General features: G+C 72.9%; 19 protein-coding genes and 1 tRNA gene. 7 read left to right on the top strand and 13 right to left on the bottom strand.

Translation table 11 applies throughout. The features are described from left to right. Positions 1–55 precede the first annotated feature (55 nt). Entirely contained in the window at positions 56–3742 is a 3687-nt protein-coding gene (gene putA / locus ACLBXO_RS02680; protein ID WP_447684432.1) for a trifunctional transcriptional regulator/proline dehydrogenase/L-glutamate gamma-semialdehyde dehydrogenase, read from the top strand. Positions 3743–3758: 16 nt separating this feature from the next. Here the strand turns inward: putA and ACLBXO_RS02675 are convergent, their stop codons facing one another. The 3 genes from ACLBXO_RS02675 to ACLBXO_RS02665 all read right to left on the bottom strand — a co-directional run bounded on the left by ACLBXO_RS02675 (position 3759) and on the right by ACLBXO_RS02665 (position 7497). Then, a complete protein-coding gene (locus ACLBXO_RS02675) occupies positions 3759–5351 on the bottom strand; it encodes an ABC transporter substrate-binding protein (RefSeq protein ID WP_447684431.1) in 1593 nt (530 codons plus the stop codon). Positions 5352–5499: 148 nt separating this feature from the next. Beyond that, on the bottom strand, positions 5500–5793 hold the full coding sequence (locus ACLBXO_RS02670) for a DUF2218 domain-containing protein (protein ID WP_331317651.1): 294 nt from the start codon (positions 5791–5793) through the stop codon (positions 5500–5502). 258 nt (positions 5794–6051) lie between these two features. After that, entirely contained in the window at positions 6052–7497 is a 1446-nt protein-coding gene (locus ACLBXO_RS02665; RefSeq protein ID WP_447684430.1) for an FAD-binding oxidoreductase, read from the bottom strand. 137 nt (positions 7498–7634) lie between these two features. Between ACLBXO_RS02665 and ACLBXO_RS02660 the strand changes: the two genes are divergently transcribed. The 3 genes from ACLBXO_RS02660 to ACLBXO_RS02650 all read left to right on the top strand — a co-directional run bounded on the left by ACLBXO_RS02660 (position 7635) and on the right by ACLBXO_RS02650 (position 8990). Further along, a complete protein-coding gene (locus ACLBXO_RS02660) occupies positions 7635–8330 on the top strand; it encodes a fumarylacetoacetate hydrolase family protein (protein ID WP_447684429.1) in 696 nt (231 codons plus the stop codon). Positions 8331–8343: 13 nt separating this feature from the next. Continuing rightward, positions 8344–8808 (top strand): NUDIX domain-containing protein, encoded by a 465-nt coding sequence (locus ACLBXO_RS02655; RefSeq protein ID WP_331317656.1) that lies wholly within the window; start codon positions 8344–8346, stop codon positions 8806–8808. 107 nt (positions 8809–8915) lie between these two features. After that, a tRNA-Gly gene (locus ACLBXO_RS02650) sits at positions 8916–8990 on the top strand. Between the two features lie 227 nt (positions 8991–9217). Here the strand turns inward: ACLBXO_RS02650 and ACLBXO_RS02645 are convergent. Beyond that, entirely contained in the window at positions 9218–9817 is a 600-nt protein-coding gene (locus ACLBXO_RS02645) for a TetR/AcrR family transcriptional regulator (RefSeq protein ID WP_331317658.1), read from the bottom strand. Positions 9818–9905: 88 nt separating this feature from the next. On the opposite strand from ACLBXO_RS02645, the gene ACLBXO_RS02640 reads away from it, so the two are divergent. Both ACLBXO_RS02640 and ACLBXO_RS02635 read left to right on the top strand, forming a co-directional pair. Then, positions 9906–11165, top strand: a complete 1260-nt coding sequence (locus tag ACLBXO_RS02640) for an efflux RND transporter periplasmic adaptor subunit (protein ID WP_447684428.1) — start codon at positions 9906–9908, stop codon at positions 11163–11165. Positions 11166–11280: 115 nt separating this feature from the next. Further along, complete coding sequence (locus ACLBXO_RS02635) at positions 11281–14508, top strand: efflux RND transporter permease subunit (protein ID WP_447684427.1); 3228 nt, start codon at positions 11281–11283, stop codon at positions 14506–14508. On the opposite strand, the gene ACLBXO_RS02630 is transcribed toward ACLBXO_RS02635, so the two are convergent. The 5 genes from ACLBXO_RS02630 to ACLBXO_RS02610 form a co-directional block, all read right to left on the bottom strand. Continuing rightward, positions 14482–15474, bottom strand: coding sequence for a DUF808 domain-containing protein (locus ACLBXO_RS02630; protein WP_447684426.1), 993 nt, complete (start codon positions 15472–15474; stop codon positions 14482–14484). The two genes, ACLBXO_RS02635 and ACLBXO_RS02630, sit on opposite strands and share 27 nt — an antisense overlap. Before the next feature lie 128 nt (positions 15475–15602). Further along, entirely contained in the window at positions 15603–16271 is a 669-nt protein-coding gene (locus ACLBXO_RS02625) for a response regulator transcription factor (RefSeq protein ID WP_331317662.1), read from the bottom strand. 10 nt (positions 16272–16281) lie between these two features. Then, the gene (locus tag ACLBXO_RS02620) at positions 16282–18360 is read right to left on the bottom strand and encodes an ATP-binding protein (RefSeq protein ID WP_447684534.1); all 2079 of its coding nucleotides are present in this window, start codon (positions 18358–18360) and stop codon (positions 16282–16284) included. Between the two features lie 164 nt (positions 18361–18524). Beyond that, positions 18525–18749: a ribosome modulation factor gene (locus ACLBXO_RS02615; protein WP_331317664.1), complete on the bottom strand. Its 225-nt coding sequence runs from the start codon at positions 18747–18749 to the stop codon at positions 18525–18527. A gap of 510 nt (positions 18750–19259) precedes the next feature. Further along, on the bottom strand, positions 19260–19469 hold the full coding sequence (locus ACLBXO_RS02610; RefSeq protein WP_331317666.1) for a hypothetical protein: 210 nt from the start codon (positions 19467–19469) through the stop codon (positions 19260–19262). 304 nt (positions 19470–19773) lie between these two features. Between ACLBXO_RS02610 and ACLBXO_RS02605 the strand changes: the two genes are divergently transcribed. Further along, a complete protein-coding gene (locus ACLBXO_RS02605; protein ID WP_447684425.1) occupies positions 19774–20025 on the top strand; it encodes a hypothetical protein in 252 nt (83 codons plus the stop codon). Here the strand turns inward: ACLBXO_RS02605 and ACLBXO_RS02600 are convergent. Genes ACLBXO_RS02600 through ACLBXO_RS02585 form a run of 4 tightly spaced genes read right to left on the bottom strand, consistent with a single transcriptional unit; the run spans position 20009 to position 23540 of the window. Beyond that, positions 20009–21409, bottom strand: coding sequence for a hypothetical protein (locus tag ACLBXO_RS02600; RefSeq protein ID WP_447684424.1), 1401 nt, complete (start codon positions 21407–21409; stop codon positions 20009–20011). The two genes, ACLBXO_RS02605 and ACLBXO_RS02600, sit on opposite strands and share 17 nt — an antisense overlap. Next, positions 21406–21723, bottom strand: coding sequence for a hypothetical protein (locus ACLBXO_RS02595; protein WP_331317671.1), 318 nt, complete (start codon positions 21721–21723; stop codon positions 21406–21408). Before ACLBXO_RS02595 ends, ACLBXO_RS02600 begins: the two co-directional genes overlap by 4 nt. A 50-nt stretch (positions 21724–21773) precedes the next feature. Beyond that, a complete protein-coding gene (locus ACLBXO_RS02590; protein WP_447684423.1) occupies positions 21774–22499 on the bottom strand; it encodes a hypothetical protein in 726 nt (241 codons plus the stop codon). A 33-nt stretch (positions 22500–22532) separates the two neighbouring features. Beyond that, complete coding sequence (locus ACLBXO_RS02585) at positions 22533–23540, bottom strand: hypothetical protein (RefSeq protein WP_447684422.1); 1008 nt, start codon at positions 23538–23540, stop codon at positions 22533–22535. Positions 23541–23579 lie beyond the last annotated feature (39 nt).

The raw sequence follows: 23579 nt of genomic DNA, 5'->3' as shown, positions 1-23579 counted from the left end.
GTAGCGTGAGGCAGCGACGGCCCGGTGCCACCGGGCCGTGTCCGAGGGGTGGCCCATGTCCGGATCCGGCGTTGTCGACGAGGCGGCCGGCGCGGCGAGCGCGCCCTTCGACGCGTTCGCGGCGGGCCTGGCGGACCTGCCGCCCCTGCGGCGGGCGGTGGTCGCGGCCTGCCGGCGGCCCGAGCGGGACTGCGTCGTCCCGCTCCTCGAAGAAGCGCGCCTGCCGCCCGAGGTGGCTCGACGCGTCGCCGAGGACGCGCGGCGCCTCGTCGAGACCCTGCGGCGCCAGGGCACCCGCGGCGGCGTCGAGGGGCTGATCCACGAGTACGCGCTGTCCAGCCAGGAGGGCGTGGCGCTGATGTGCCTCGCCGAGGCGCTGCTGCGCATCCCCGACGCGGCGACGCGGGACGCGCTGATCCGCGACAAGATTGCCGGCGGAGACTGGGCCGCCCATCTCGGGCACAGCCTGTCGCCCTTCGTCAACGCGGCGACCTGGGGCCTGCTCGTGACCGGCAGGCTCGCGGCGACCCGGGACGAGGCCGGCCTCTCCGCCGCGCTCACCCGGCTGATCGCCCGCGGCGGCGAGCCCCTGATCCGGACAGGCGTCGATCTCGCCATGCGGATGATGGGCGAGCAGTTCGTGGCGGGGCGGACCATCGCCGAGGCGCTGCGGCACGCGGCGCGGTTCGAGGCGAAGGGCTTCACCTACTCGTACGACATGCTCGGCGAGGCCGCCGTGACCGCCGAGGACGCCGAGCGCTACCGGCGCGCCTACGCGGACGCGATCGCGGCGATCGGCGCGGCCTCGGCCGGGCGCGGCGTGCTCCTCGGCCCGGGCATCTCGATCAAGCTGTCGGCGCTCCATCCGCGTTACGTCCGCGCGCAGCGCGACCGGGTCCTGGCCGAACTCTATCCCAGCGTGCGGGAGCTCGCGCGCCTGGCCAAGGGCCACGGTATCGGCCTCAACATCGACGCCGAGGAGGCCGACCGCCTCGACCTGTCGCTCGACATCCTGGAGCGGCTCGCCGCCGACCCCGATCTCGCCGGCTGGGACGGGCTCGGCTTCGTGGTCCAGGCCTACGGCAAGCGCTGCCCGTTCGTCATCGACGTCCTGATCGACCTCGCCCGAAGGGGCCGGCGGCGGCTGATGGTGCGGCTCGTGAAGGGCGCCTACTGGGACAGCGAGATCAAGCGGGCGCAGGTCGAAGGTCTGGCCGACTTCCCGGTCTTCACCCGGAAAGCTCACACCGACGTCTCGTACCTCGCCTGCGCGCGGCGGCTGCTCGCGGCGCCCGACGCGGTCTTCCCGCAATTCGCCACCCACAACGCCCAGACGGTGGCGAGCATCGTCGCGATGGCCGGCCCGGATTTTCGGCTCGGCCAGTACGAGTTCCAGTGCCTGCACGGCATGGGCGAGCCGCTCTACGAGGCCGTCATCGCCGGCGCTGTCCCGCAGCGGCCCTGCCGCATCTACGCGCCCGTGGGCACGCACGAGACCCTGCTCGCCTACTTGGTGCGGCGCCTCTTGGAGAACGGGGCCAACACGTCCTTCGTCAACCGGGTCGCCGACGAGGCCGTGCCGATCGCGGACCTGATCACCGACCCGGTCGCCGCCGTCGAGGCCGCGCCGGATCCCGGCAGGCCGCATCCGCGGATCGCGGCCCCCCGAGACCTCTACGGCCCGGACCGCGCCAACGCGGCCGGGCTCGACCTCTCCGACGAGGCGGAGCTCGCCCGGCTGTCGGACGGGTTGGCGGCGAGCGGCCGCACCGCGTGGCGGGCGGTGCCCTCGGGCGCGGACGACAGGGCGGCCGACCGACCGGTGCGCAATCCCGCCGATCACCGGGACATCGTCGGGTCCTACCGGGCGGCGACGGCCGACATCGTCGCGGTCGCCACGGCCCGGGCGGAGGCGGGTGCGGCCGGCTGGGCGGCGACACCGGCCGCAGACCGCGCCGCCTGCCTGCGGCGGGCCGCCGACGCCCTCGAGACGCAGATGCCGCCGCTGATCGGGCTCATCGTGCGGGAGGCGGGCAAGACCTGCGCGAGCGCCGTCGCGGAGATCCGCGAGGCGGTCGATTTCCTCCGCTACGACGCCGCCGAGGCCGAGCGGACCCTCGGGGACGCGGACGCGCCGCTCGGTCCGGTCGCCTGCATCGCGCCGTGGAATTTCCCGCTGGCGATCTTCGTCGGCCAGGTCGCGGCCGCGCTGACCGCGGGCAACACCGTCCTGGCGAAACCCGCCGGGGAGACGCCGCTGATCGCGGCCGCTGCCGTGCGCGTCCTGCACGCGGCCGGGATCCCCGCCGAGGCGCTTCACCTCCTGCCGGGCAACGGCCGGGTCGGCGCAGCCCTGGTCGCGGATCCGCGCGTGCAGGGCGTGATGTTCACCGGCTCGACGGCGGTGGCCAAGGGCATTCAGCGGGCCCTCGCCGAGCGGTTGAACCGCTTCGGCGAGCCGGTGCCGTTCGTGGCCGAGACCGGCGGCCAGAACGCCCTCGTGGTCGATTCCTCCGCGCTCGCCGAGCAGGTGGTCGCCGATGTCATCGCCTCGGCCTTCGATTCCGCCGGGCAGCGCTGCTCGGCGCTTCGCATCCTGTGCCTGCAGGAGGAGATCGCCGACCGGACGCTGCACATGCTGAGGGGCGCCCTGCGGGAGCTGCGGGTGGGCGACCCGCGGCGCCTCGCCGTCGATGTCGGGCCGGTCATCACCGCCGAGGCCGCCGACCGGATCGTCGGGCACGTGTCGCGGATGCGCGCGCGGGGCTTCCCCGTGGAGCAGGTCCCGCTGCCGCCCGAGGCCGGCGCCGGGACCTTCGTGCCGCCGACCCTGATCGAGATCGGGGCCGTCGCCGATGTCGAGCAGGAGGTGTTCGGTCCGGTGCTGCACGTGCTGCGCTACCGCCGCGACGGCCGCGACGCGCTCCTCGCGGCGATCGACGCGACCGGCTACGGGCTCACCTTCGGCCTGCACAGCCGCATCGACGAGACCATCGACCACGTCCTCGACCGCGTGCGGGCCGGCAACCGCTACGTCAATCGCAACATCATCGGCGCGGTGGTCGGCGTGCAACCCTTCGGCGGCTCCGGGCTGTCGGGGACGGGCCCGAAGGCGGGCGGCCCGCTGGCCCTCGGCCGCCTGCTGCGACGCGCGCCCGCCGCCGCCCGCGACGGGCTGGCCGCCGACGATTCGGCTCTGCGCCCGTATGCGGCGTGGCTGCGCTCGCGGCACCGGCACGACCTCGCGGACAGGCTCGAAGCCGTCCGCTATCCCGGCCGCGCCGCGATCGCGCTGGCCGGTCCCGTCGGTGAGCACAACCTGTACGCGCTGCGTCCTCGCGGGCGCGTCGCCGCCGTCGCGACCACCGAGACCGCGCTCCTGCTCCAGCTCGGCGCGATCCTGGGCACGGGCAACGCGGCCGTCGTCATCGGGCCGGACGGGCGCGATCCGGTCCTGGACGGTCTGCCGGAAGCGTGCGCGGCGCGGGTTGCCCGGGCGCCGGATCTCGGGCGCGCGGGCGCGATCGCCGGGGTCCTGTTCGCGGGCGAGGCCGACGACCTGCTGGCGCTGAACAGGGCCGTCGCGGCGCGCGACGGCGCGATCCTGCCGATCCAGGCCCGCTGCCCGGAGGCGCTGGCGGTCGGCGACCTCTACGATCCGGCCGGCTTGGTGGAGGAAGTCACCACCACCATCAACACCGCGGCGGCCGGCGGCAACGCCAGCCTGATGAGCGTCGGGTGAGCGAAAGTCCGCCCGGTCAGGCCGACCTGCGCAGGTTCCAGAAGAGCGGCAGCCCGGTCAGCATGCCTTCGAGATCGCGCCTGTAGGCGGTCGGCTGGAAATACTGGCCGCAGGGCAGGTAGGCGCCGACCTCCAGCGCCCGCGCCTGGATCCGCGCCGCCAGGGCCTTCTGGGCGTCGAGGTCCGGCGCGTCGAACCACGCGCTGCGCAGTTCCTCCAGCGGCGCGTCCGTCAGCCAGCTCGGCACGCCGGCCCGGCCGTTCCCGCGGACGGCCAGATGGTAGGCCGGCGAGAGATGGTCCAGACCGCCGGAGAAGATGCCGAACATCGACCAGCCGCCCTGGTCGAGGGGCTTGGCGTTCAGGATCCGCTGATTGACCGTCCCCCAGTCGGTGGCGACGACGTCGAGGTTCATCCCGATCTTGCGGCACACATCGGCCATCACCTCGCAGATCGCGTTGATCCGCGGCACGTCGGTCCCGGAGAGCAGCACGACGCGCTCGCCCTTGTAGCCCGCCGCCGCCAGCGCCCGCTTCGCGGCGGCGAGGTCGCGTGGGCCGGTCAGCGCCTCCATGCCGGCCGAGGACGCCATCGGCCCGCCGGCCGTGAAGATGCCGGACGGGCCGCGCCGGATCGACGGGTCGCTACCGGCGACGGCGTCCATCATCTCGGTCTGATCGACGGCCGCGAGCAGCGCCCGGCTGATCGCGGGATTGTCGAAGGGCGGCAGGGTGTGGTTGAGGCGGATCTGCCCGATCAGCCCGGCGGTCTCCACCAGATCCACCCGCACGGCGGGCTGGCGGTTCAGGTCCGGCACGAGGTCGACGAGGGGCTGCTCCCACCAGTCGATCTCGCCCGAGCGCAGGGCGCCGGCCGCGGTCGCGCCGTCGGGGATGGTGCGCCACTCGACGCGGTCGAAATGCGCGATCCGCGGTCCGGCCGTGAAGCTCGGCGTCCCGTCGGGGCGCGGTCGGTAGGCCTCGAACCGGCGGTAGACGTTGAGCGAGCCCGGAACACGCTCGTCGGCGGCGAAGCGGAACGGACCGCTGCCGACCATCTCCGGCACCGCCTGCGTCGCGGGCGTCGCGCTCAGGCGCTCCGGCATGATCACCGGGACGTAGGAGGTCGGCTTGGCCAGGGCGTCCGGCAGGAGCGGGAAGGGCCGCTTCAGGCGGAACTGCACCACCGTGTCGGAGGGCGCCGAGAGCTCGTTCACCGTCGCGAACAGGGCCCCGCCGTACGCGTCGCGCTGCCCCCAGCGCTTCAGGCTCGCCACCACGTCGCGCCCGAGAACCGGCGTCCCGTCGTGGAAGCGCAGGCCGTCCCGCAGGGTCAGCCGCCATGTGAGGCCATCCGGGGTGACCTCGTGGCCCGCGACCATCTGCGGCCGTGCGCGATAGGCGGAGTCGAGGCTGTAGAGCGTGTCGAACACCATCAGCGCGTGGGTGCGCGTGACGTAGTTGGTGGTGATGATCGGGTCGAGGAGCGCGAGGTCCGCGTAGGGGACGAACCGCAGGGTCGTCGCTGAGGCCGCCCGGACCAGGGCCGGCCGGGCGAGGGCCCCGGCCATAAGGGCTCCGGCGCCGGTCAGCAGCGTGCGTCGCTTCATGAATCGATCCCGGTCCTGGCGGCGCCCGATCTGGCCGCATGCCGGGTTCGCGTGCAAGTGGTGCGCCACTGTCGCGCTTGGATCGGAATCGGAGAGCCCGCCCGGGTCGAGGCCGGACGGGTCGACCGCGCTCGCGCTGCGCTGGCCCTCAGGCGGCGCGCGACCAGCGGATGTCGCCGAGGCTCTCGCGGAAGGCGAAGCGGGCGAGATGGTCGGCCACGACGTTCTCCAGCCGGGTGAGGTTGACCGGGTCGGAGCTGTCGATGCGCATCAGCAGGGCGTCGGGCTCGGCGTCGAAGGTGCAGACGCGGTCCTCGCCGAAGGGCACGGTGCCGTGAACGGGGGTCGCCTCGACCTTGAACTTGTGGCTCCAGTGCCGGCAGAGCTGCTGCAGGTAGCGGCTCGCCTCGGTGGTCTGCACGCGGGCCTGAGAGGTGGGCATTCCGTCGGTCTCCAGATGGATGTGAGAACAGCCTGTCGGTGACGGGTCGTCGTTCGATCTCGCACATGCGAGATAGGGAGGCCTCAGAGCAATTGCCATGCCTGGCGCCGACGGATCCGTCTCCGCCGTCTGTGTTGAGCGTGTGTCCGAAGCGTTAGCAGCGGCTTAACGCGACGGGCCGCTCCGACGGTTGTCGGGGCGGCGTTGCTGTCCTGCACCCGTCTCCGCGCCGAATTATGGCGCGATGCACAAAATCCCTCAGCCGGCCGGCGCGGCGCGGTCGGTCCGCACGATCACCTTCCCGGGGTTGAGCAGATCCTCCGGGTCAAGGGCCGCTTTCAGGCGCCGCATCAGGTCAAGGCCGACCGGGTCGCCGTAGCGCGCGAGCTCCTCGCGCTTGATGAGACCGACGCCGTGCTCGGCCGCGATGGAGCCGCCCAGCGCGTGCACGAGGTCGTGAACGATCCGGTTGAACCGGCCCCACGCGCCGAGGAACGCCGCAGGCTCCATGCCGGGCGGCTGCGACAGGTTGAAATGGATGTTGCCGTCGCCGAAATGGCCGAAGCCGCAGGGCCTCAGGCCCGGCATCTCGGCGAGGCAGGCCGCCCCCGCCCGCTCCAGGAACTCGGGCAGGCGGGAGAGCGGCACCGACACGTCGTGCTTGATCGAGGCGCCCTCGCGGGTCTGCGCCTCGGGAACGCCCTCGCGCAGGCGCCAGAGCGCGGCGTTCTGGGCCCCGCTGGTCGCGATGGTGGCGTCGGCGATCAGCCCGTCCTCCAGGGCCTGCCCGAGGGCCGATTCCAGTTCGGCCCCCGTGTCGGCGTCCGGGCGCGCGGACGCGACCTCGATCAGCGCGTAGGCACCGTGCGCGCCGTCCAGCGGCCGCACCGTCCCCGGGACGTGGCGCAGCACGATCTCGAGGGCGAAGGGCGGCAGGTACTCGAACGCCGTGAGGTCGCGGTCCATCCGCGTCCGCAGGAAGACGAACAGGTCCAGGGCCGCCTTCGCCGAGTCGAGGCCCACGAAGGCGACGCTCGTCGAGCGCGGCCGCGGGAACAGCTTCAGCACCGCCGCCGTGACGATGCCCAGCGTGCCCTCCGAGCCGATGAAGAGCTGCTTCAGGTCGTAGCCGGCATTGTCCTTGCGGAGGGCCCTGAGCCCGTTCCAGACGCGCCCGTCGGCGAGCACGACCTCCAGCCCGAGAACGAGGTCGCGGGCGTTGCCGTAGGCGAGGACCGCGATCCCGCCGGCATTGGTGCTGATGCCGCCACCGATCCGCGCGGAGCCGCGCGACGCGTAGGAGAGCGGGAACAGCATCCCGGCAGCCTCGGCCGCGTCCTGCACGTCCTGCAGGATCATCCCGGCCTCCACCGTGATGGTGGCGTCCACCGGATCGACCGCGCGCAGGCGGTTCATGCGCTCGAGGGACAGAACGACGCCACCGCGCGGCACGCCGGCGCCGGTGAGGCCGGTATTGCCGCCGAGCGGCACGACGGCGATGCCGGCCTGCGTGCAGGCGCGGACTGCGAACGCGACCTCCTCGGTGCTTCCCGGCCGCAACACGGCCAGGGCCGAGCCGGTGAACAGCCGGCGGCTCTCCGTCAGGTAGGGCGCCAGGGCGTCCGGATCCGTCAGCACGTGCCGCGCGCCGAGCCCGTCCCGGAGGGCGGTCAGCAGGGTGTCGAGGTCGGCTGTCGGCGTCATCGCGAAGATTCTGTAGGCCGGAGGCGGCCGGACGCAAGTGCCGGTCTGGCGCGCGCCGATGCGGACCTTACAACCGTGATGTAAGGCCCGGGCGTCGTCGCGCCGGGCCACCCGGACGATCCACCGCAGAGGCAGAGATGCTCTCCGTCATCCAGAACCCGCCCCGCATCGCGCTCCCCATCGTCGGCAGCAGCGATTTCTTCCCCGTGCGCCGCGTCTACTGCGTCGGACGCAACTACGCCGCCCATGCCCAGGAGATGGGCGCGGACCCGGACCGTGAGCCGCCATTCTTCTTCATGAAGCCCGCCGACGCCCTGCAGATCGTCGGGCCGGAGCCGACGGCCCACGCCTACCCGCCGAAGACCGCCAACTACCATTTCGAGGTGGAGATGGTCGCGGCCCTCGCCGGCGGCGGCACCGACATCCCGGCCGAGACCGCCCTGGAGCATGTCTACGGCTACGCCATCGGCCTCGACATGACCCGGCGCGATGTCCAGGACGAGGCCAAGAAGATGTCGCGGCCCTGGGACACCGCCAAGGCCGCCGACGGGTCCGGGCCGATCGGCGCGCTCCACCCGGTCTCCGTCATCGGCCACCCGGCGAAGGGCGCCATCACCCTGTCGGTCGACGGCGAGACACGCCAGAAGGGCGACCTCGGCGACATGATCTGGTCCGTCGCCGAGCAGATCGCCTACCTGTCGGGCTACTTCGCCCTGCAGCCGGGCGACCTGATCTTCACCGGCACGCCCTCCGGCGTCGGTCCGGTCCGGCGCGGCCAGCGCATGGTCGCGGCGATCGATGGTCTGGGCGCCATCACCCTCGACGTCGTCTGAGCCGCGCCGCCGCATGCTCCTCGACCGGCCGCTGCTGCGGCGCCTGTTCCACCTCGGGGCGCTGGCGTCCCGGGGCATGACCCTCGGCGTGCGCGGCGTCGCCCTCGACGGGGCAGGGCGCGTCGCCCTGGTGCGCCACACCTACGTGAGCGGCTGGCACCTCCCGGGCGGCGGCGTCGAACTGGGCGAGACCGCGCGCGACGCGATGGTGCGGGAGTTCCGCGAGGAGGCGGAGATCGTCCCGGACGGAGAGCCGCGCCTGCACGGCCTCTATCGGAATGTCGTCTCGGCCCCCCGCGACCACGTCGCCCTGTTCGTCCTGCCGGCCTTCACGGTCCTGCGCCCCAAGGCGCCGGACCGCGAGGTCGCCGAGTGCGCCTTCTTCCCGGTGGACGCACTCCCGGAGGGGACCACGCGGGCGACCCGCGCCCGTCTCCGGGAGATCCGCGACGGTCTCCCGCCGGAGGCGAACTGGTAAATCGTCACGGTTCGCGAAAAGGGCGCTTGCGTCGCCCGGCGGAATGGTGTTTAGAGAGCCGCGCCGGGGGCCGCCGGCACGAAAGTCCAGGCGGCGCGGCACAGTGAGCGGGTGTAGCTCAGGGGTAGAGCACAACCTTGCCAAGGTTGGGGTCGAGGGTTCGAATCCCTTCGCCCGCTCCAGTTTTCCCAACCATACGATCGACTTACAAGGCCGCAGCTCTGCGGCCTTTGTCGTTTCTGGTCGCCGGCGAACCGCGCGTTGCGCGGCGGCGAAACGGCGGTCCGCGATCGCGGGCAACGACCGGGACGACGTCCCGGACGGTGCGTTTAGCCGCCCTCGCCGCGGGGCAGATGGCCCGGACGGCGCCCGGGTGGACCGAGGCGCGGGATCGCGCCCGGTCAGCCCATCAGGCGTCCTGTTCCTTCGCGAAGGCCCGCAGCGAGACGCGGGCGACCTCCCGCAGCGCCTCGCGGTCGGCGCCCGATGAGGCCAGCACGCCCATGCCGGAGGCGACGGTCGACAGGAACCGCGCCAGGGCGACCGGATCGGAATCCGCCGGGAGATCACCCTCCTGCCGCGCCCGGATGAAGCGCTCGCGGAGTTCCATCTCGCTCTGGGCTCGCCGGGACGCCAGCTCGAACGGGATGTTCTCCGAGCCAGCGCCGCAGGCGAGCCCGCCCTGGACGAGAAGGCAGCCGGGCGGGTTCGCCGGATCGGTGTGGCTCTCGGCGATGCTGCTCAGGAACCGCTCGGCGACGGCGCGCGCGGTCTCGCCGGCCAGCACGAAGCGCATGTGCTCCGAGCGCCGCTGCGCGTACCGGTCGAGCGCGGCCTTGAGCAGACCCTCCTTGCTGCCGAAGGCCGCGTAGAGGCTCGGCGGCTTGATGCCCATCGCCTTGGTCAGCATGGCGAGGCTCGCGCCGTCGTAGCCGTGGCGCCAGAACACCTCCATCGCCTCGTCGAGGGCCTTGTCCGTGTCGAAGGACCGGGGGCGCCCCATCACCATTGCCTGCGGACTCCAACTTTTATATCGAGTGGTAGATAAGTCACTTGACGCCCCGCGTCCATGCCGACATGTGTAGCGACCTATACAGATGTTGGAGTCGCTCGTGGATCCTCAGCGTCATCCCTCTCGCGGTCCGCTCCGTGTCCCGCGCTTCGCCGCAGGCGGCCTCGCCCTGGCGATACTGGCAGGCGCCTCGTACGCCCTCATACCCGGCTCGCTTGTCGAGGGAACCGTGGCCGTCGCGGCGACGCCCCCGGCCGAGGTCGCGATGCCGGCCTCGGTCGCCACCGTCGAGCCGCGCGACGTCATCCTCTGGGACGCGTTCTCCGGCCGCCTGGAAGCGGTCGACCGCATCGACGTTCGGGCGCGGGTGGGCGGCGCGATCCTGGCCACCCACTTCGCCGAGGGAGAGCTGGTCAGGGCCGGGGACCTGCTGGTGACCATCGACCCGGCGCCCTACGCGGCCGAGGTCCAGCGGCTCGAAGCCCAGGTCGCGGGCGCCGAGGCGCGGGTCGGCATGACGGCGAGCGACCTCGAGCGCGGGCAGAAGCTGTCGGATCAGCACATCGTCACGGCGCGCGACCTCGACGTCCGCGCCAACGCGTTCAAGGAGGCCAAGGCGAGCCTCGACGCGGCGAAGGCGGCCCTGGAGGCAGCGCGCCTGAACCTCGGCTACACGCAGGTTCGGGCTGCCGTCAGCGGGCGCGTCGGCCGCCGCGAGATCACCCCGGGCAACCTCGTGGCGACGGGCGCCGGGGCCGCCGTGCTGACAACGCTCGTCTCGGTCGATCCCGTCTACGCCAGCTTCGACGCCGACGAGGGCGTGGTCCTGAAGGCGCTGGCCTCGGTCGCCGAGCCGGGCGGCCGGCGCGGCAAGCTCGACCGCATCCCGGTCGAGATGGCGACCGCCGACGGGGCGCGCGCCATCGGGCATCTCCAGTTCATCGACAACAAGGTCGACGCGCGCAGCGGCACGGTCCGCGTGCGCGCGACCTTCTCGAACAGCGACGGCCGCCTGATCCCGGGCCAGTTCGCCCGGATGCGCCTGGGGCAGGCCGCGCCGGACCGTCTCGTCCTGGTCGACGAGCGGGCCGTCGGCACCGATCAGGACAAGAAGTTCGTGCTCGTCGTGGGGGCGGACAACCGGGCGGAGTTCCGCGCCGTCACCCTCGGTCGGGCCGTCGACGGCCTCCGCGTGGTCACCTCCGGCCTGACGGGCGGCGAGCGCATCGTGGTCAACGGGCTGCAGCGCGTCCGTCCCGGCACGCTCCTGCGCCCCGAACCCGTGGCGATGGGTGCGCGCCCGCAGGATGCCGCGTCCAGGGCGCGCAGACTCGCCCAGCGCTGACGGCCGGCGCCCGGGCGCCGATCCCCTTCCCGCGATCCAGATCCCCGACGCGATGGTGACGGCGGCCGCGCGCGGCCGCCCGGACGCCCCGTGCCCCACGCCCTCGGAGGGCGGCATGAACCTCTCCAAGTTCTTCATCGACCGCCCGATCTTCGCGGGCGTGCTCTCGATGCTCATCTTCATCAGCGGCCTGCTCTCGCTCTTCGCGATGCCGATCTCCGAGTACCCGGACGTGGTGCCGCCCTCCGTCGTGGTCCGCGCGACCTTCCCGGGCGCCAACCCCAAGGTCATCGTCGAGACCGTGGCGACGCCCATCGAGGAGCAGATCAACGGCGTCGAGGGCATGCTCTACATGTCGAGTCAGGCCACGACGGACGGCATCATGACGCTGACCGTCACGTTCCGGCTGGGCACCGACCCCGACAAGGCGCAGCAGCTCGTCCAGAACCGCGTCTCGCAGGCCGAGCCGCGCCTGCCGGCGGTGGTGCGCCAGCTCGGCATCGTCACGGTGAAGAGCTCCCCCGACCTGACCATGGTGGTGCACCTCGTCTCGCCCAACGGGCGCTACGACATGACCTACCTGCGCAACTACGCGGTGCTGAACATCAAGGACCGCCTGGCCCGCCTCGACGGCGTCGGCCAGGTGCAGCTCTTCGGCTCCGGCGACTACGCGATGCGGATCTGGCTCGACCCGCAGAAGGTGGCCGAGCACGGCCTGTCCGCCGGCGACGTCGTGCGCGAGATCCAGGCGCAGAACGTCGAGGCCGCGGCCGGCGTGATCGGCGCGTCGCCGGCCGTTCCGGGCCTCGACCTGCAGCTCTCGCTGAACGCCGAGGGGCGCCTCAGCAGCGAGGAGCAGTTCGGCGACATCGTGGTCAAGACCGGCGCCGACGGCGCGATCACGCGCCTGCGCGACGTGGCGCGCATCGAGCTCGGCGCCTCCGACTACGCCCTGCGCTCGCTCCTCGACAACAAGTCGGCGGTGGCGATCCCGATCTCGCAGTCGCCCGGCTCGAACGCGATCCAGATCTCCGACGAGGTCCGCCGCACCATGGCGGAGATCAAGCGGACCATGCCGGAGGGCGTCGACTACCAGATCGTCTACGACCCGACGCAGTTCGTGCGCGCCTCCATCGAGGCGGTCATCCACACGCTGCTGGAGGCCATCGCCCTCGTCGTGCTCGTGGTGATCCTGTTCCTGCAGACGTGGCGCGCCTCGATCATCCCGCTGCTGGCCGTGCCGGTCTCCATCGTCGGCACCTTCGCGGTGATGCACGTCTTCGGATTCTCGATCAACGCGCTGAGCCTGTTCGGCCTCGTGCTGGCGATCGGCATCGTCGTCGACGACGCGATCGTGGTCGTCGAGAACGTCGAGCGCAACATCGAGAGCGGCCTGTCCCCGCGGGACGCCAGCTACCAGGCCATGCGCGAGGTCTCGGGCCCGATCATCGCCATCGCCCTGGTGCTGGTCGCGGTCTTCGTGCCCCTGGCCTTCATCAGCGGCCTGACGGGCCAGTTCTACAAGCAGTTCGCCCTCACCATCGCGATCTCGACGGTGATCTCGGCGATCAACTCGCTGACCCTCTCGCCGGCCCTCTCGGCGCTGCTGCTGAAGGATCACCACGCGCCGAAGGATCGCCTCACCCGCATCCTCGACCGCCTCCTCGGCTGGTTCTTTCGCCGGTTCAACCGCGCCTTCGGGCGGGCCTCGGACGGCTACGGCCGCGGCGTCGGCCTCGCGGTGTCGCGCAAGGCCGTGATGATGGTCGTCTACGTCCTGCTCGTCGGACTGACCGGCGCCCTGTTCCGCCAGATCCCGGGCGGCTTCGTGCCGGGCCAGGACAAGCAGTACCTCGTGGGCTTCGCGCAGTTGCCGGACGGCGCGACCCTCGACCGGACCGAGGAGGTCATCCGCCGCATGAGCGAGATCGCCCTCAAGGAGCCCGGCGTCGAGAGCGCCGTCGCCTTCCCGGGCCTCTCGATCAACGGCTTCACCAACAGCTCCAACTCGGGAATCGTGTTCTCGACGCTGAAGCCGTTCGACGCGCGCAAGGACCCGTCCCTCAGCGGGGCGGCGATCGCGCAGTCGCTGAACAGGAAGTACGCCGCGATCCCCGAGGCCTTCATCGCGATGTTCCCGCCGCCGCCGGTGAACGGGCTCGGAACGATCGGCGGATTCAAGCTGCAGATCGAGGATCGCGCAGGCCTCGGCTACGAGGCGCTGAACGACGCCACGAAGGCGTTCATGGCCAAGGCCGCCCAGGCGCCGGAACTCGTCGGTCTGTTCTCGAGCTTCCAGATGAACGTGCCGCAGCTGTTCGCCGACATCGACCGGACGAAGGCGCGTCAGCTCAACATCCCGGTGACGGACGTCTTCGACACGCTTCAGATCTATCTCGGCTCGCTCTACGTGAACGACTTCAACAAGTTTGGCCGCACCTACTCGGTGCGCGTCCAGGCCGACGCCCCGTTCCGGGCCCGGTCAGACGATGTCGGCCTGCTGAAGGTCAGGTCCGGCTCCGGCGAGATGGTACCGCTCTCCGCACTGCTGCGCGTGCGCCAGAGCGCCGGGCCGGAGCGGGCGATGCGCTACAACGGCTTCCTGTCGGCCGACATCAACGCCGGTGCGGCGCCGGGCTACTCGTCGGGTCAGGCCCAGGCGGCGGCCACGCGGATCGCGGCCGAGACGCTGCCGCGCGGCTTCGCCTTCGAGTGGACAGACCTGACGTACCAGGAGTTCATCGCGGGCAATTCCGGGATCTGGGTCTTTCCCCTGGCGCTGCTGCTGGTCTTCCTCGTGCTCGCCGCGCAGTACGAGAGCCTCGCCCTGCCGCTGGCGATCCTGCTGATCGTGCCGATGGGCCTGCTCGCCGCCATGTTCGGCGTGTGGCTTTCCGCGGGCGACAACAACGTCTTCACGCAGATCGGCCTGATCGTGCTCGTCGGGCTCTCGGCCAAGAACGCCATCCTGATCGTGGAATTCGCCCGCGAGCTGGAATTCGCCGGGCGGACCCCGCTCCGGGCGGCGATCGAGGCGAGCCGCCTCCGGCTGCGGCCGATCCTGATGACGTCGATGGCCTTCATCATGGGCGTGCTGCCGCTGGTGACGGCCACCGGTGCCGGATCGGAGATGCGTCGGGCGATGGGCGTCGCGGTGTTCTCCGGCATGATCGGCGTGACCGCCTTCGGCCTGTTCCTGACGCCGGTCTTCTACGTGCTGCTGCGCCGGCTGAGCGGCAACAGGCCGCTCAAGCACCACGGTGGCGCCGTGGGGGCCACCGCGCCCGTCCCGGCAGCTGCCAGCCACGGAATCCCGTCAGGCACGCCGCTGCCGCAGGCCTGACAGGGCCCGCCACGCCGGCGCCAGCACGAAGGTCGTCAGCGGGATCAAAGCCCCGCCGACGACCAGACCGATGAGGCCCGAGACGGTCGCGGTGACGAGCCACGCGACGAGGCCCGCGGCGAAAGGCACGCGCGCCGCCGCGGCCTCCGCCACCGCGTGGGCGGTGTGGGCCGGCGCCGAGAGACCGTAGGTCTCGAGCCCGTGCATCAGGATACCGCCGCCGACCCAGATCATCGCCGCCGTCCCGATGACGGCCAGGATCTTGAGCAGGACCGGCATGCCCCTGACCACGCCGCGTCCCAGCCCGCGGACGACGTTCCCGAGCGGCGGCCCGACGGTGCTGCGCGCGAGGGCCAGAGCGGCATCGTCGGCCTTCACGATCAGCGCGACCACGCCGTAGACGCCCGCGGTGATGCCGACTGCGACGATGGCCAGCACCGCCGCCCGCATCCAGAAGCTGCCCTCCGGCAGGGCCGCGAGGGTGATGGCCATGATTTCGGCCGAGAGGATGAAGTCGGTTTTGATGGCGCTCGCCACGCGGCGGTCTTCCCGGGCCTGGTCGGTCCCTTCGCCGCTCTCCCGATCCGCCTCGTCGGCGTGCCCGTGAGGCGCGAACACGGCCTCGTAGACCTTCTCGGCGCCCTCGAAGCACAGGTACGCGCCGCCCAGCATCAGGAGCGGCGTGATCGCCCAGGGGGCGAACGCGCCGAGCGCCAGGGCTCCAGGCAGCAGGAACAGGAGCTTGTTGCGCAGCGACCCGAGGGCGATCCGGCCGACGATCGGCAGCTCGCGCTCCGCGGCGAATCCGACGACGTAGCGCGGCGTGACGGCCGCGTCGTCGATTACGACGCCGGCGGCCTTCGTGCCGGCCCGCGCCGCCTGGCCCGCGACGTCGTCGAGCGAGGCCGCCGCGGCCCTGACCATGAAGGCGACGTCGTCCAGCAGGGCGATCAATCCGACGCTCACCCGTCTCCCCTCTCCGTGATCGGTCCGCCAGACAGACGATCCGCGGCAGGATTTGATCCCTGACCGGTGAGAATTCGGCGCGGCCGCGCCGCGTCTCCCGGACCGTCCTGCCGTTACGTCGTTCGCGCCTAGCGCAGCGCCAGGGCGTCCAGCCATCCGTGCGCGGCGGCGTAGCGGATGATCTCCGCGCGCGTGCGCAGCCCCAGCTTCTCGGCGGCGCGCGCCTTGTAGGTCTCGATCGACTTGACGCTGAGATCGAAGCGCCGGGCGATCTCCTTGTTGCTGAAGCCCTGCGCGATCAGCCGGAGCACGTCGGCCTCGCGCGGGCTCAGCGCTTCGGCCGACGGCTCGGCCTCCGCGGCCTGCGTCGGGGCGCCGGGATGCCCCATGGCGTGGCTCGCCACCGAGGGGTCGAGGTAGATCCCGCCCGCCGCGACCGCGCGGACGGCGCGGAGCAGGTCCTCCGCGGCCGAGCGCTTCAGGAGGTAGCCCCGGGCTCCCGCCCTGAGCAGCGGCTGGACGTAGGCCGCGTCCTCGTGGACCGTCAGCACCAGCACGCGCGTCCGCGGGCACGACCCGGCGACCCGCTCTGTCAGCTCGAGGCCGTTGAGGCCCGGCATCGAGACGTCGACCACGGCGACGTCCGGGTCGGCGGCGTGGATCATCGGCAGCGCGTCGCTGCCGCTGGTGGCCTCGCCGACCAGCTCGATCTCCGGGTCGGCGTTCAGGAGGGTCCGGATCCCCGCGAGGACGATGGGATGGTCGTCGGCCAGGGCGACGCGGATGCGATCCGACATGCGCTTCTCCTCAGGTCTCGGGATGATGGGGGATCGGGACGGTGACGAACAGCGTCGTGCCGATGCCCGGGGACGATTCCAGCGCGAGCGTCCCGCTCAGCAGCGACAACCGCTCTCGGATGCCCGACAGGCCGAGCCGCAGCTTCGCCGGCGTCTCTCCGCCGGCGCGCTCGCGCGGGTCCTCTACGGTGAAGCCGACCCCGTCATCCTCGAGGACGACCCGCATCTCGCCCGCGCGCTTCTCCACCGAGACGCTGACGCTCGCGGCGCGGGCATGCTTGAGGACGTTGGTGAGCGCTTCCTGCACGATCCTGTAGACGGCGGTCTCGATCGCGGCCGGCAGCCGGGTCGCGTCGCTCAGGAACTCCAGGTCGGCGCGGATCCCGTGCCGCTGGCTCCAGTCGCGGAGCAGCGTGGCGAGGGCCTCGCGCAGGCCGAGATCGTCGAGGGCGGTCGGACGCAGGTCGACCGCGGCCCGGTGGATGTCGCGGCCGATCTCGCCGGCGAGCGATTGCAGCCACTCCACCTGCCGGCCGGCCTCGGCCGTGGCGCCGCGGGCCAGGAGCCGCTCCATGCTCTTGAGGCCCAGCGACAGACCGGTCACCGTCTGGCCGACCTGGTCGTGGAGTTCCCGGGCGATCCGGCGCTGCTCGTTCTCCTGGGCCTCGCCGAGGCGGCGCAGCAGCGCGAAGCGCTCGGCCTCCGCGCGCTTGCGCGGCTCGATGTCCGACACCACGCCGTAGAGCAAACCGGCCGGGGTATGCTCGTGGAGCTGCGGCACGCGGCCGGCGACCCGGACCCAGCGCGGGTCCCGGTCACCCTGGGTGACGCGGAACTCGACGTCGAGCGGCGTGCCCTCGGCGAGGCTCCGGCGCAGGGCCTCGCCCAGGCGCCCGCGATCCTCGGGATCGACCGCCTGGAGGACGGTGTCGGCGCTTACGGCGCTGTCGCGCCCCTCGGCGGCGGCCGTCCAACCGAGAAGGTCGGCCGCGCGGGGCGAGCCGGTGACCCGGTGGGCGACCGTGTCCCAGCGCAGCGTGCCGAGTTCCGCGGCCTCGGCGGCGACGGCGCCCTGCTCCTCGCTGGAGCGGAGGGCGAGAGAGAACCGGGCCTGCTCACCCGCCCGGCGCTGCGCCATGTCGCGGCCGACGAGTCCGACCAGCGCCAGGGCGAGCCCGATGCTGACGAAGCTGCCGCCGCCCAGGACGGCGTAGGACCGCGAGACCGGCGCGTTGAGCGTGGCGACCGGCATCCCGAAATGCACCGACCAGCCGCCGGTATGCTGTAGGGTCCGGTAGACCACCTCGACGTCGGCGCCTTCGAGCGTCGGTCCGGTGTAGAAGCCGTTCGGGGCGTGCCGGATCGCCGCCTGGAGTGCCAGGTTCGCCGGGTGGCCGAGTTCCTCCACCTCGGCCCGGGTCCGGGCGATCGTGTTGCCCTCCGCGTCCACGATGGTGCCGACCCAGCCGTCGGGCGCGCCGGCGTCGCGCAGGATCGAGCTCACCGCGTTGGTGGCGAGCCGGATCGACAGGACGTAGCGCAGCGTGCCGTCCCGGATGACCGGCACGCGCAGGGCGACGAGGCGCTTGCCCGAGATCGAGCCGGCCGGGCCGATGCCGCCGATCACCGGCTGGCGCGTGCGCACCACCGCGTCGAAGCTCGTCCGGTCCGAGGTCGGTCCGAGTTCCTCCTCGAGGGAGCGGAGCAGGTTGACGATCTGGGCGCCGTCCGGTCGGGCGAGCTCCACCGTTTCCCAGAGCGGGTGTGCCTGCCGGAGCCGCTCGGCCTCGGCGTAGAAGGCCGCGAGGTCCGGCCGGTCGAGGGTGGCGGAGGCGGCCTCCGCCTCGAGGACCGCGATCTGGGCGGCGATGTCCGAGGCGACGCGCTCGGCCACCCGGGTCGCACTGGCGACGGCGGCGTTCCGGGCGAGGTCGCGCTGCTGCTGGGCCATCAGCGTCGCGACCAAGCCGCTGAGCAGCAGGACGGGGATCGCGGCCGCGAGGGCGAGGGCGACGAAGGTACGGCGGCTGCCGCGGCTCAGCTGTGGCTCGGGGCCCCGGATGGCGGCGTCGCGGGCGCGGTCGGTCATGCGCCCGTGCTTGGACACGCGGCGCGTCGGCCGGGACCCGTCGCCCGTCGCTCAGACGGCCGGACCCACCTGTCTCGCCGTCCCGAGCGCATCGTCGCCCGCCTCCCGAATCCCCGCATCACCCCGTGAGCTCACCGCTCTCCTACGGGAAAGTCGCCGCGCCGTCAGGCCGGGGAGGCGGCATCGGACGCGGCAGTGGCGTCGCACAGCGGCGAGCCGGGCAGCATGCGGGCCGGGTGCGGCATCCGCGCCGCGACCGCCCACGAGGAGCCGTCGTAGCCCTCGTACCAGGCCCGGCGCTCGCGGGACTCGCCGGGGTAGGGGCAGGCATCGCGGGGCCGGCCGACGGCGCGCGCGCGGGCGCCCTGTTTGACGATGTCCATGAGCATGGGCGCTGATCTCTCCGGCGGCTCGGGAGCATGTCCCGCCGGGTGAGAAGCGCCGAGTTCGAACGGCCAAGCAAGCTGTTTCGAGCCGGGATGCCGCTCACACCGACGCGTGTCGGGCTTATCCCGACACGCCGTCAGACAAATGAACCGTTGACCATTGTGCGCCGGCATCACCGGACCGTGCGGCATCTGCGCCGATCCGTCCGAATGCCGCGCAGACGGGCGCCAGATCCGCGCGTCATCCGCGAGAGTCTCGCGCCGGGGGCGCCGTTGGACGCCCGCCGGGAGCCCGCATGGGAGGCCGCGATGGCCCGGCCCCCCGGTTCGCAGGGCCGGTCTGGGAGGCGCAGCCTCAGCCGACGGGCGCGTAGCCGGACCGGAAAGGGCGCCCGCCGCGAGGCCCAGCCCGGTGCCGATCGCGAACCCGATTCCGCGGTAGCCGCCCCAGCCACCGGGGCGAGACGCCCAGGGTCGGCCGCCGCAGCCGGCGGGACGGGAATGGACGCCGCGCTACCCGCGGTAGCCGGGGTGCCGCCGGTAATGCCGGTGGAGACGGTGGTGCCGATGGCGGTGCAGGCCGTGGCGCCGCCCCCGCGAGACGCCGTGGCCCAGATGGTGGGGCCCGTGATGGAAGCCGCGGCCGTGGGGCCGGGCCTCGCTCGACGGCGCGAACAGGACGAGGCTCGACAGCGCCGCGAGGGCGATCGCGAGACGTTTCATGGACGGAGCTCCAGAGACGGTGAGGGACGTCCGTGCGGACCGGACCCGATGCCGGATCCGACCGCGCGGCGCGGTCTGTCGGGGAGGCGATGCCGGCCGCCATCGCGGGCCAGCGCGCATTCCCCGGGACGCGCGGACGGCGGGAGACCGCCGACCGCTGTCCCGCACGCTCATCTGTGTTGCCCGGCGTCGATCAGCAGTCGGAGAGATCGGCGATCGTGTCAGGGTCGGCCCGACATGCCCGGGCGCCCCGCCTGGATTAGCTTGGCCGTGGACACACACGCTCGCGCCAGAGGGGAACGGCATGCGGAAGGCGTTGGGACGGCCGGTGCAGCGGGCGCGATCCTGGTATCTGCGTTACGGGCGCCTGGGCGCGCAGCGGACCCCGAATCCCGCCAAGCCCGGCCCGCACGTCGCCCGCGGACGCACGCTGGAGGACTGGGCGCGGTTCGGGGGCGGTCTGCTCGCCCCCGAAGCCGCCGACGGCACGCAACCGGAGACCCGCGCCTCCGCCGCGCGGCGAGCCGCAGCGACCCCGATCAGTCCGCCGGGCTGAAGACGTCGTCGCCCACGAAGATCATGTCGCGGTCGATCTCCGGGGGATCTTTCCGGGTACCGTAGGCGAAGAACAGGCGCCGGGTGCGCCCGTCCGCGCTGGTCAGCGTCAGCGTGTGGCGATCGAGGGCGTAGCGCCCGCCCTCCGGGGCGCGCCGCCGTGCGATCGCCGTGCCGACGCCGGTGCTCGCCCCAAAATTCGTCGCGCCGACCGAGCCGCCGCGGCCGTAACTCCCGTCCGCGTTGAAGTCGTAGCGGCTCTCGACCGCGATCGCCACGTCGCCGCCCAGGGCGGTGTTGCCGCCGCCCGACAGGCGCCGGTACGCCCGCGCCACCCGCTCGCCGGAGCCGGCCGGAAAGGCCCGGAAGAAGCTGCCGTCCCCGAGGGCGTAGTCGTTCGCGCGGCCGCGCGCGTCCGTCAGGACGAAGCCGGCGTCCTTGCCAGCCCACCGCCCGAACCGCTTGGGCCGTGCCGCCCGCTCGGCGGCGAGGTCCACGTCTTCCAGGGCGGCGTCGGCGATCTCGTAGTAGGTTCCGTCGCGCAGGAAGATCAGCGGCTCGAAATCGATCGTCATGAGACCGCCGACGCCGAACCCGGTGGTCGAACGGAAGTAAACGCCCTCGACCGAATCCCAGTTGGCGGCGTGGCGCGGGGGACCGGCCGCGTCCGGGGCGGCGGGAGTCGGCCGCGCGTCCGCCAGGGGCGGACTTTCCGCCACCGGAGGCGGCTTCGGGGCCGCGCGTCCGGCCCGCCCCTTCGGCACCAGCCCGTCCTCGGTCAGCGCCAGGTTCCGCAGCGTGGCGACCGGGATGAACTCGTTGGACAGGCCCGCCAGGAAACGCGGCAGCACGCCGAGCCGCTTGGCCGCCTGCCAGCCGGCATGGTGGAGAACGGCGCGCAGCTTGACCTGCTCGGCGAAGGCCGCCCGCGTGGCCGGCTGGGACAGGGGCGGCCGGTCCGCCATCGGCGCCACGAACCGGGTCCGGATCGCCCGCAGGGCCGCCGCGCTCGGCTCGACCGTCGAATCGTTGGCGACCATCCATTGCAGGGCGATGAAGGCGGTGAGCACGTCGCCCGCATCGTCCGGCCGCAGCGGCGTTCCGTCGAGGAAGCCGCGGAAGACGCTGTCGTAGTGCCGGGCGAGTTCCCGCGCCGTCTCGTCCGCGGCGATCGGGTTCGTGCTGCGCTGGTCGCGCACCGCCCGCGTCACCGTGGCGGCCCGCAGGTCGGGCGTCGAGGCGTAAGGCAGGGCCGGTCCCTCCACCTCGGTCGCCCGGGCCCGTGCCGGGGTCGCCGTCATCGCGATCGCTAGGCTGGACAGCGGGACGGCTGCCACGCCGAGGCCGAGCAGCGCGGCCGCGCGCCGGAGAGTGAACCGCATCATCGCCGCAACCACGCTCGAAGGATCATCAGCAGACCGTGCAGGACGGTGAGCAGCAGTGTCAGGGCCATGAAGGGCAGGAACGGGATCAGCAGCCAGCCCGTCATCGTCAGCGTGTAGAGCAGGCCGCCGATATCGTGTCCGGCCACCGGGCAGGGGTGCGTCCCCGCCTCGTTGACGGTGCAGCCGGTCAGGTTCGTCAGCGCGAGGCCGAGCGCGAAGGGTACGACCGGCAGCCACGTGATCAGCAACAGGATGAGGATGACGCGCAGGCGTCGCCGGGACGGGCTCGGCCGCGCCATCGTGCGGATGGCCATCGGTGAGGAGTCCTGCGCGGGGCCGGGGCGGCCGCGTCTCGCCGCGCCGCTCATGGCTGGCGGCGGTAGAGGCCGCGGAAGGTGACGTTGACGCCTCCGCAGGCGAGGTTGTCGTCGACGACCAGCCAGGGACCGACCCGCCGCAGCCAGACCTTGCAGTCGGAAGCGTCACCGGACTCGACCGGCAGCGCCCCGTCCTCGCCGACGGCGAAGCTCGCCGCGGCGCCCTGCGGGGCGACCGTGCCGGCGAACTCGCCGATATGGACGCCGCCGCGGCGCGCCCGCTCCGGATCGCCGGCGCCCCAGGTCGCGTCGCCCCCGAAGGTCAGCATCCCCGGCTTGTCGGCCTGGGTGATCCGGATGCGCGCCTCCGCTCGGGTCCATGTGCCGAGCCAATCCGCCGGCGCGACCGTACCCGAGGGCTCGTCGGCGACGGCTTCGGCCGGGAGCCAGCCGGTCCGGCCCATATCGTCGCCCGCGCCCCGATAGTGGGCGCAGACATAGGCGCCGCGCCGCGCGCCGAGGATGACGGGATCGGCGGTCACGAGGTAGGCGCGCTCGCGGCAGGCGGCTCCCGGATCCGGGCAGCCGGCGCGGGCGAGCCCGTCCTTGACGAAGGCCGTGCGCCCCGGCGCGCTGATGCGCCCGAAGGTTGGCGGCGCGCCGGACGCGAGCGAGGGGGACCGCCGGCACTCGTTCTCCTCCGCGCGCGCCGGACCGGCGAGCAGGACGAGGGCGGAGACGAGGAGCAGCGGGGCGAGAAGCGGCGGGTGCATCGGGGAAGCTCTCGTTGCGGGTGCGGAGGTCGGTCAGCGCATCGACACTGACGCGGCGACGCGCTCGGCCCGGTCCAGGGCTTCGGGGCGTCCGGCATCGGCGAATCCCAGCACCCGCAGGTCGCGCGCGCCGTCGAACACCATCGTCTGCGTCACGCCGAGGGCGCGTCCGCTCTCGGTGTCGGTCCCGGTGCCGCGCAGCCGCACGACGACCGCCTCGCCGCGGCTGGACCGCACCTCGTCCGTGACGTTGACGTCGGCGAAGCCCTTCTGCGCCGCGAACAGCCGACGGGCGACCGCGACCTCCGCGCCCGCCGGGACCGGCGCTTGGCCGAGCGACGGCGCGACGACGATCACCGGCTGCTCGCGCCCCGGATCGACGTCCTTGGGTCCGTCGGTGAGGAGGAGGCTGCTGCCCGCGAAGACAGCGGCCGGCCGGTAGCCCGCCATGTCGCCGACCGTGTAGGGCAGCGCCGCGACCTGATCGGTCAGGCTCGCCTTCGCCCGGAACGCGATCGTGCGGAGAGCCGCCTCGACGGACGCGGCGGGCACCTGCCGGGCCGCCTTCTCGGGCACCTGCACGGTGACGAGCCCGGTCCCGGGGGCGCCGCGCACGACGGCGACCCATTTCGCGTAGGTGAGGCCGTTGGCCGGCTGGGTGCCGCGCAGGACGAAGCCCTCGCCGCCCGCGACCGGCAGCGTCTCGACCCCGCCCTTCACCCGGAAACCCGTGGCGGCCAGCGCCTCGGGGGTGAACCGGCCGTTGATCTGGTCCCAGGCCTCCGGCGGCATCTCCACCAGGATGATCGACGCGCCGGCCGGATGCTCGAAGCCGGTGAAGCGCCGGCTCACGCTCATCCCGGCCGGCGGCGTGAGGCCGAGGGCGCCGGCGCCTGGAAAGACCGGGTCGGCCCGGGCCTCCAGGCTCGCGCCCGCGGTCGCCAGCGGTGCTACGACCAGGCCGAGCAGGATCACGCGCCGCGCCGACAGCTCGGGGCCGAGACGGGAGAGGGCACCGTGCAGGCGCTCGCGAACCGACATGGTCAACCTCCTGATGACGGTGGGTCGGAAGGGAGGGCG

It is taken from the genome of Methylobacterium sp. C33D, from assembly GCF_053345825.1.
Note: the sequence above shows the minus strand (reverse complement) of the source record. Positions and strands in the feature narration are given on the sequence as shown.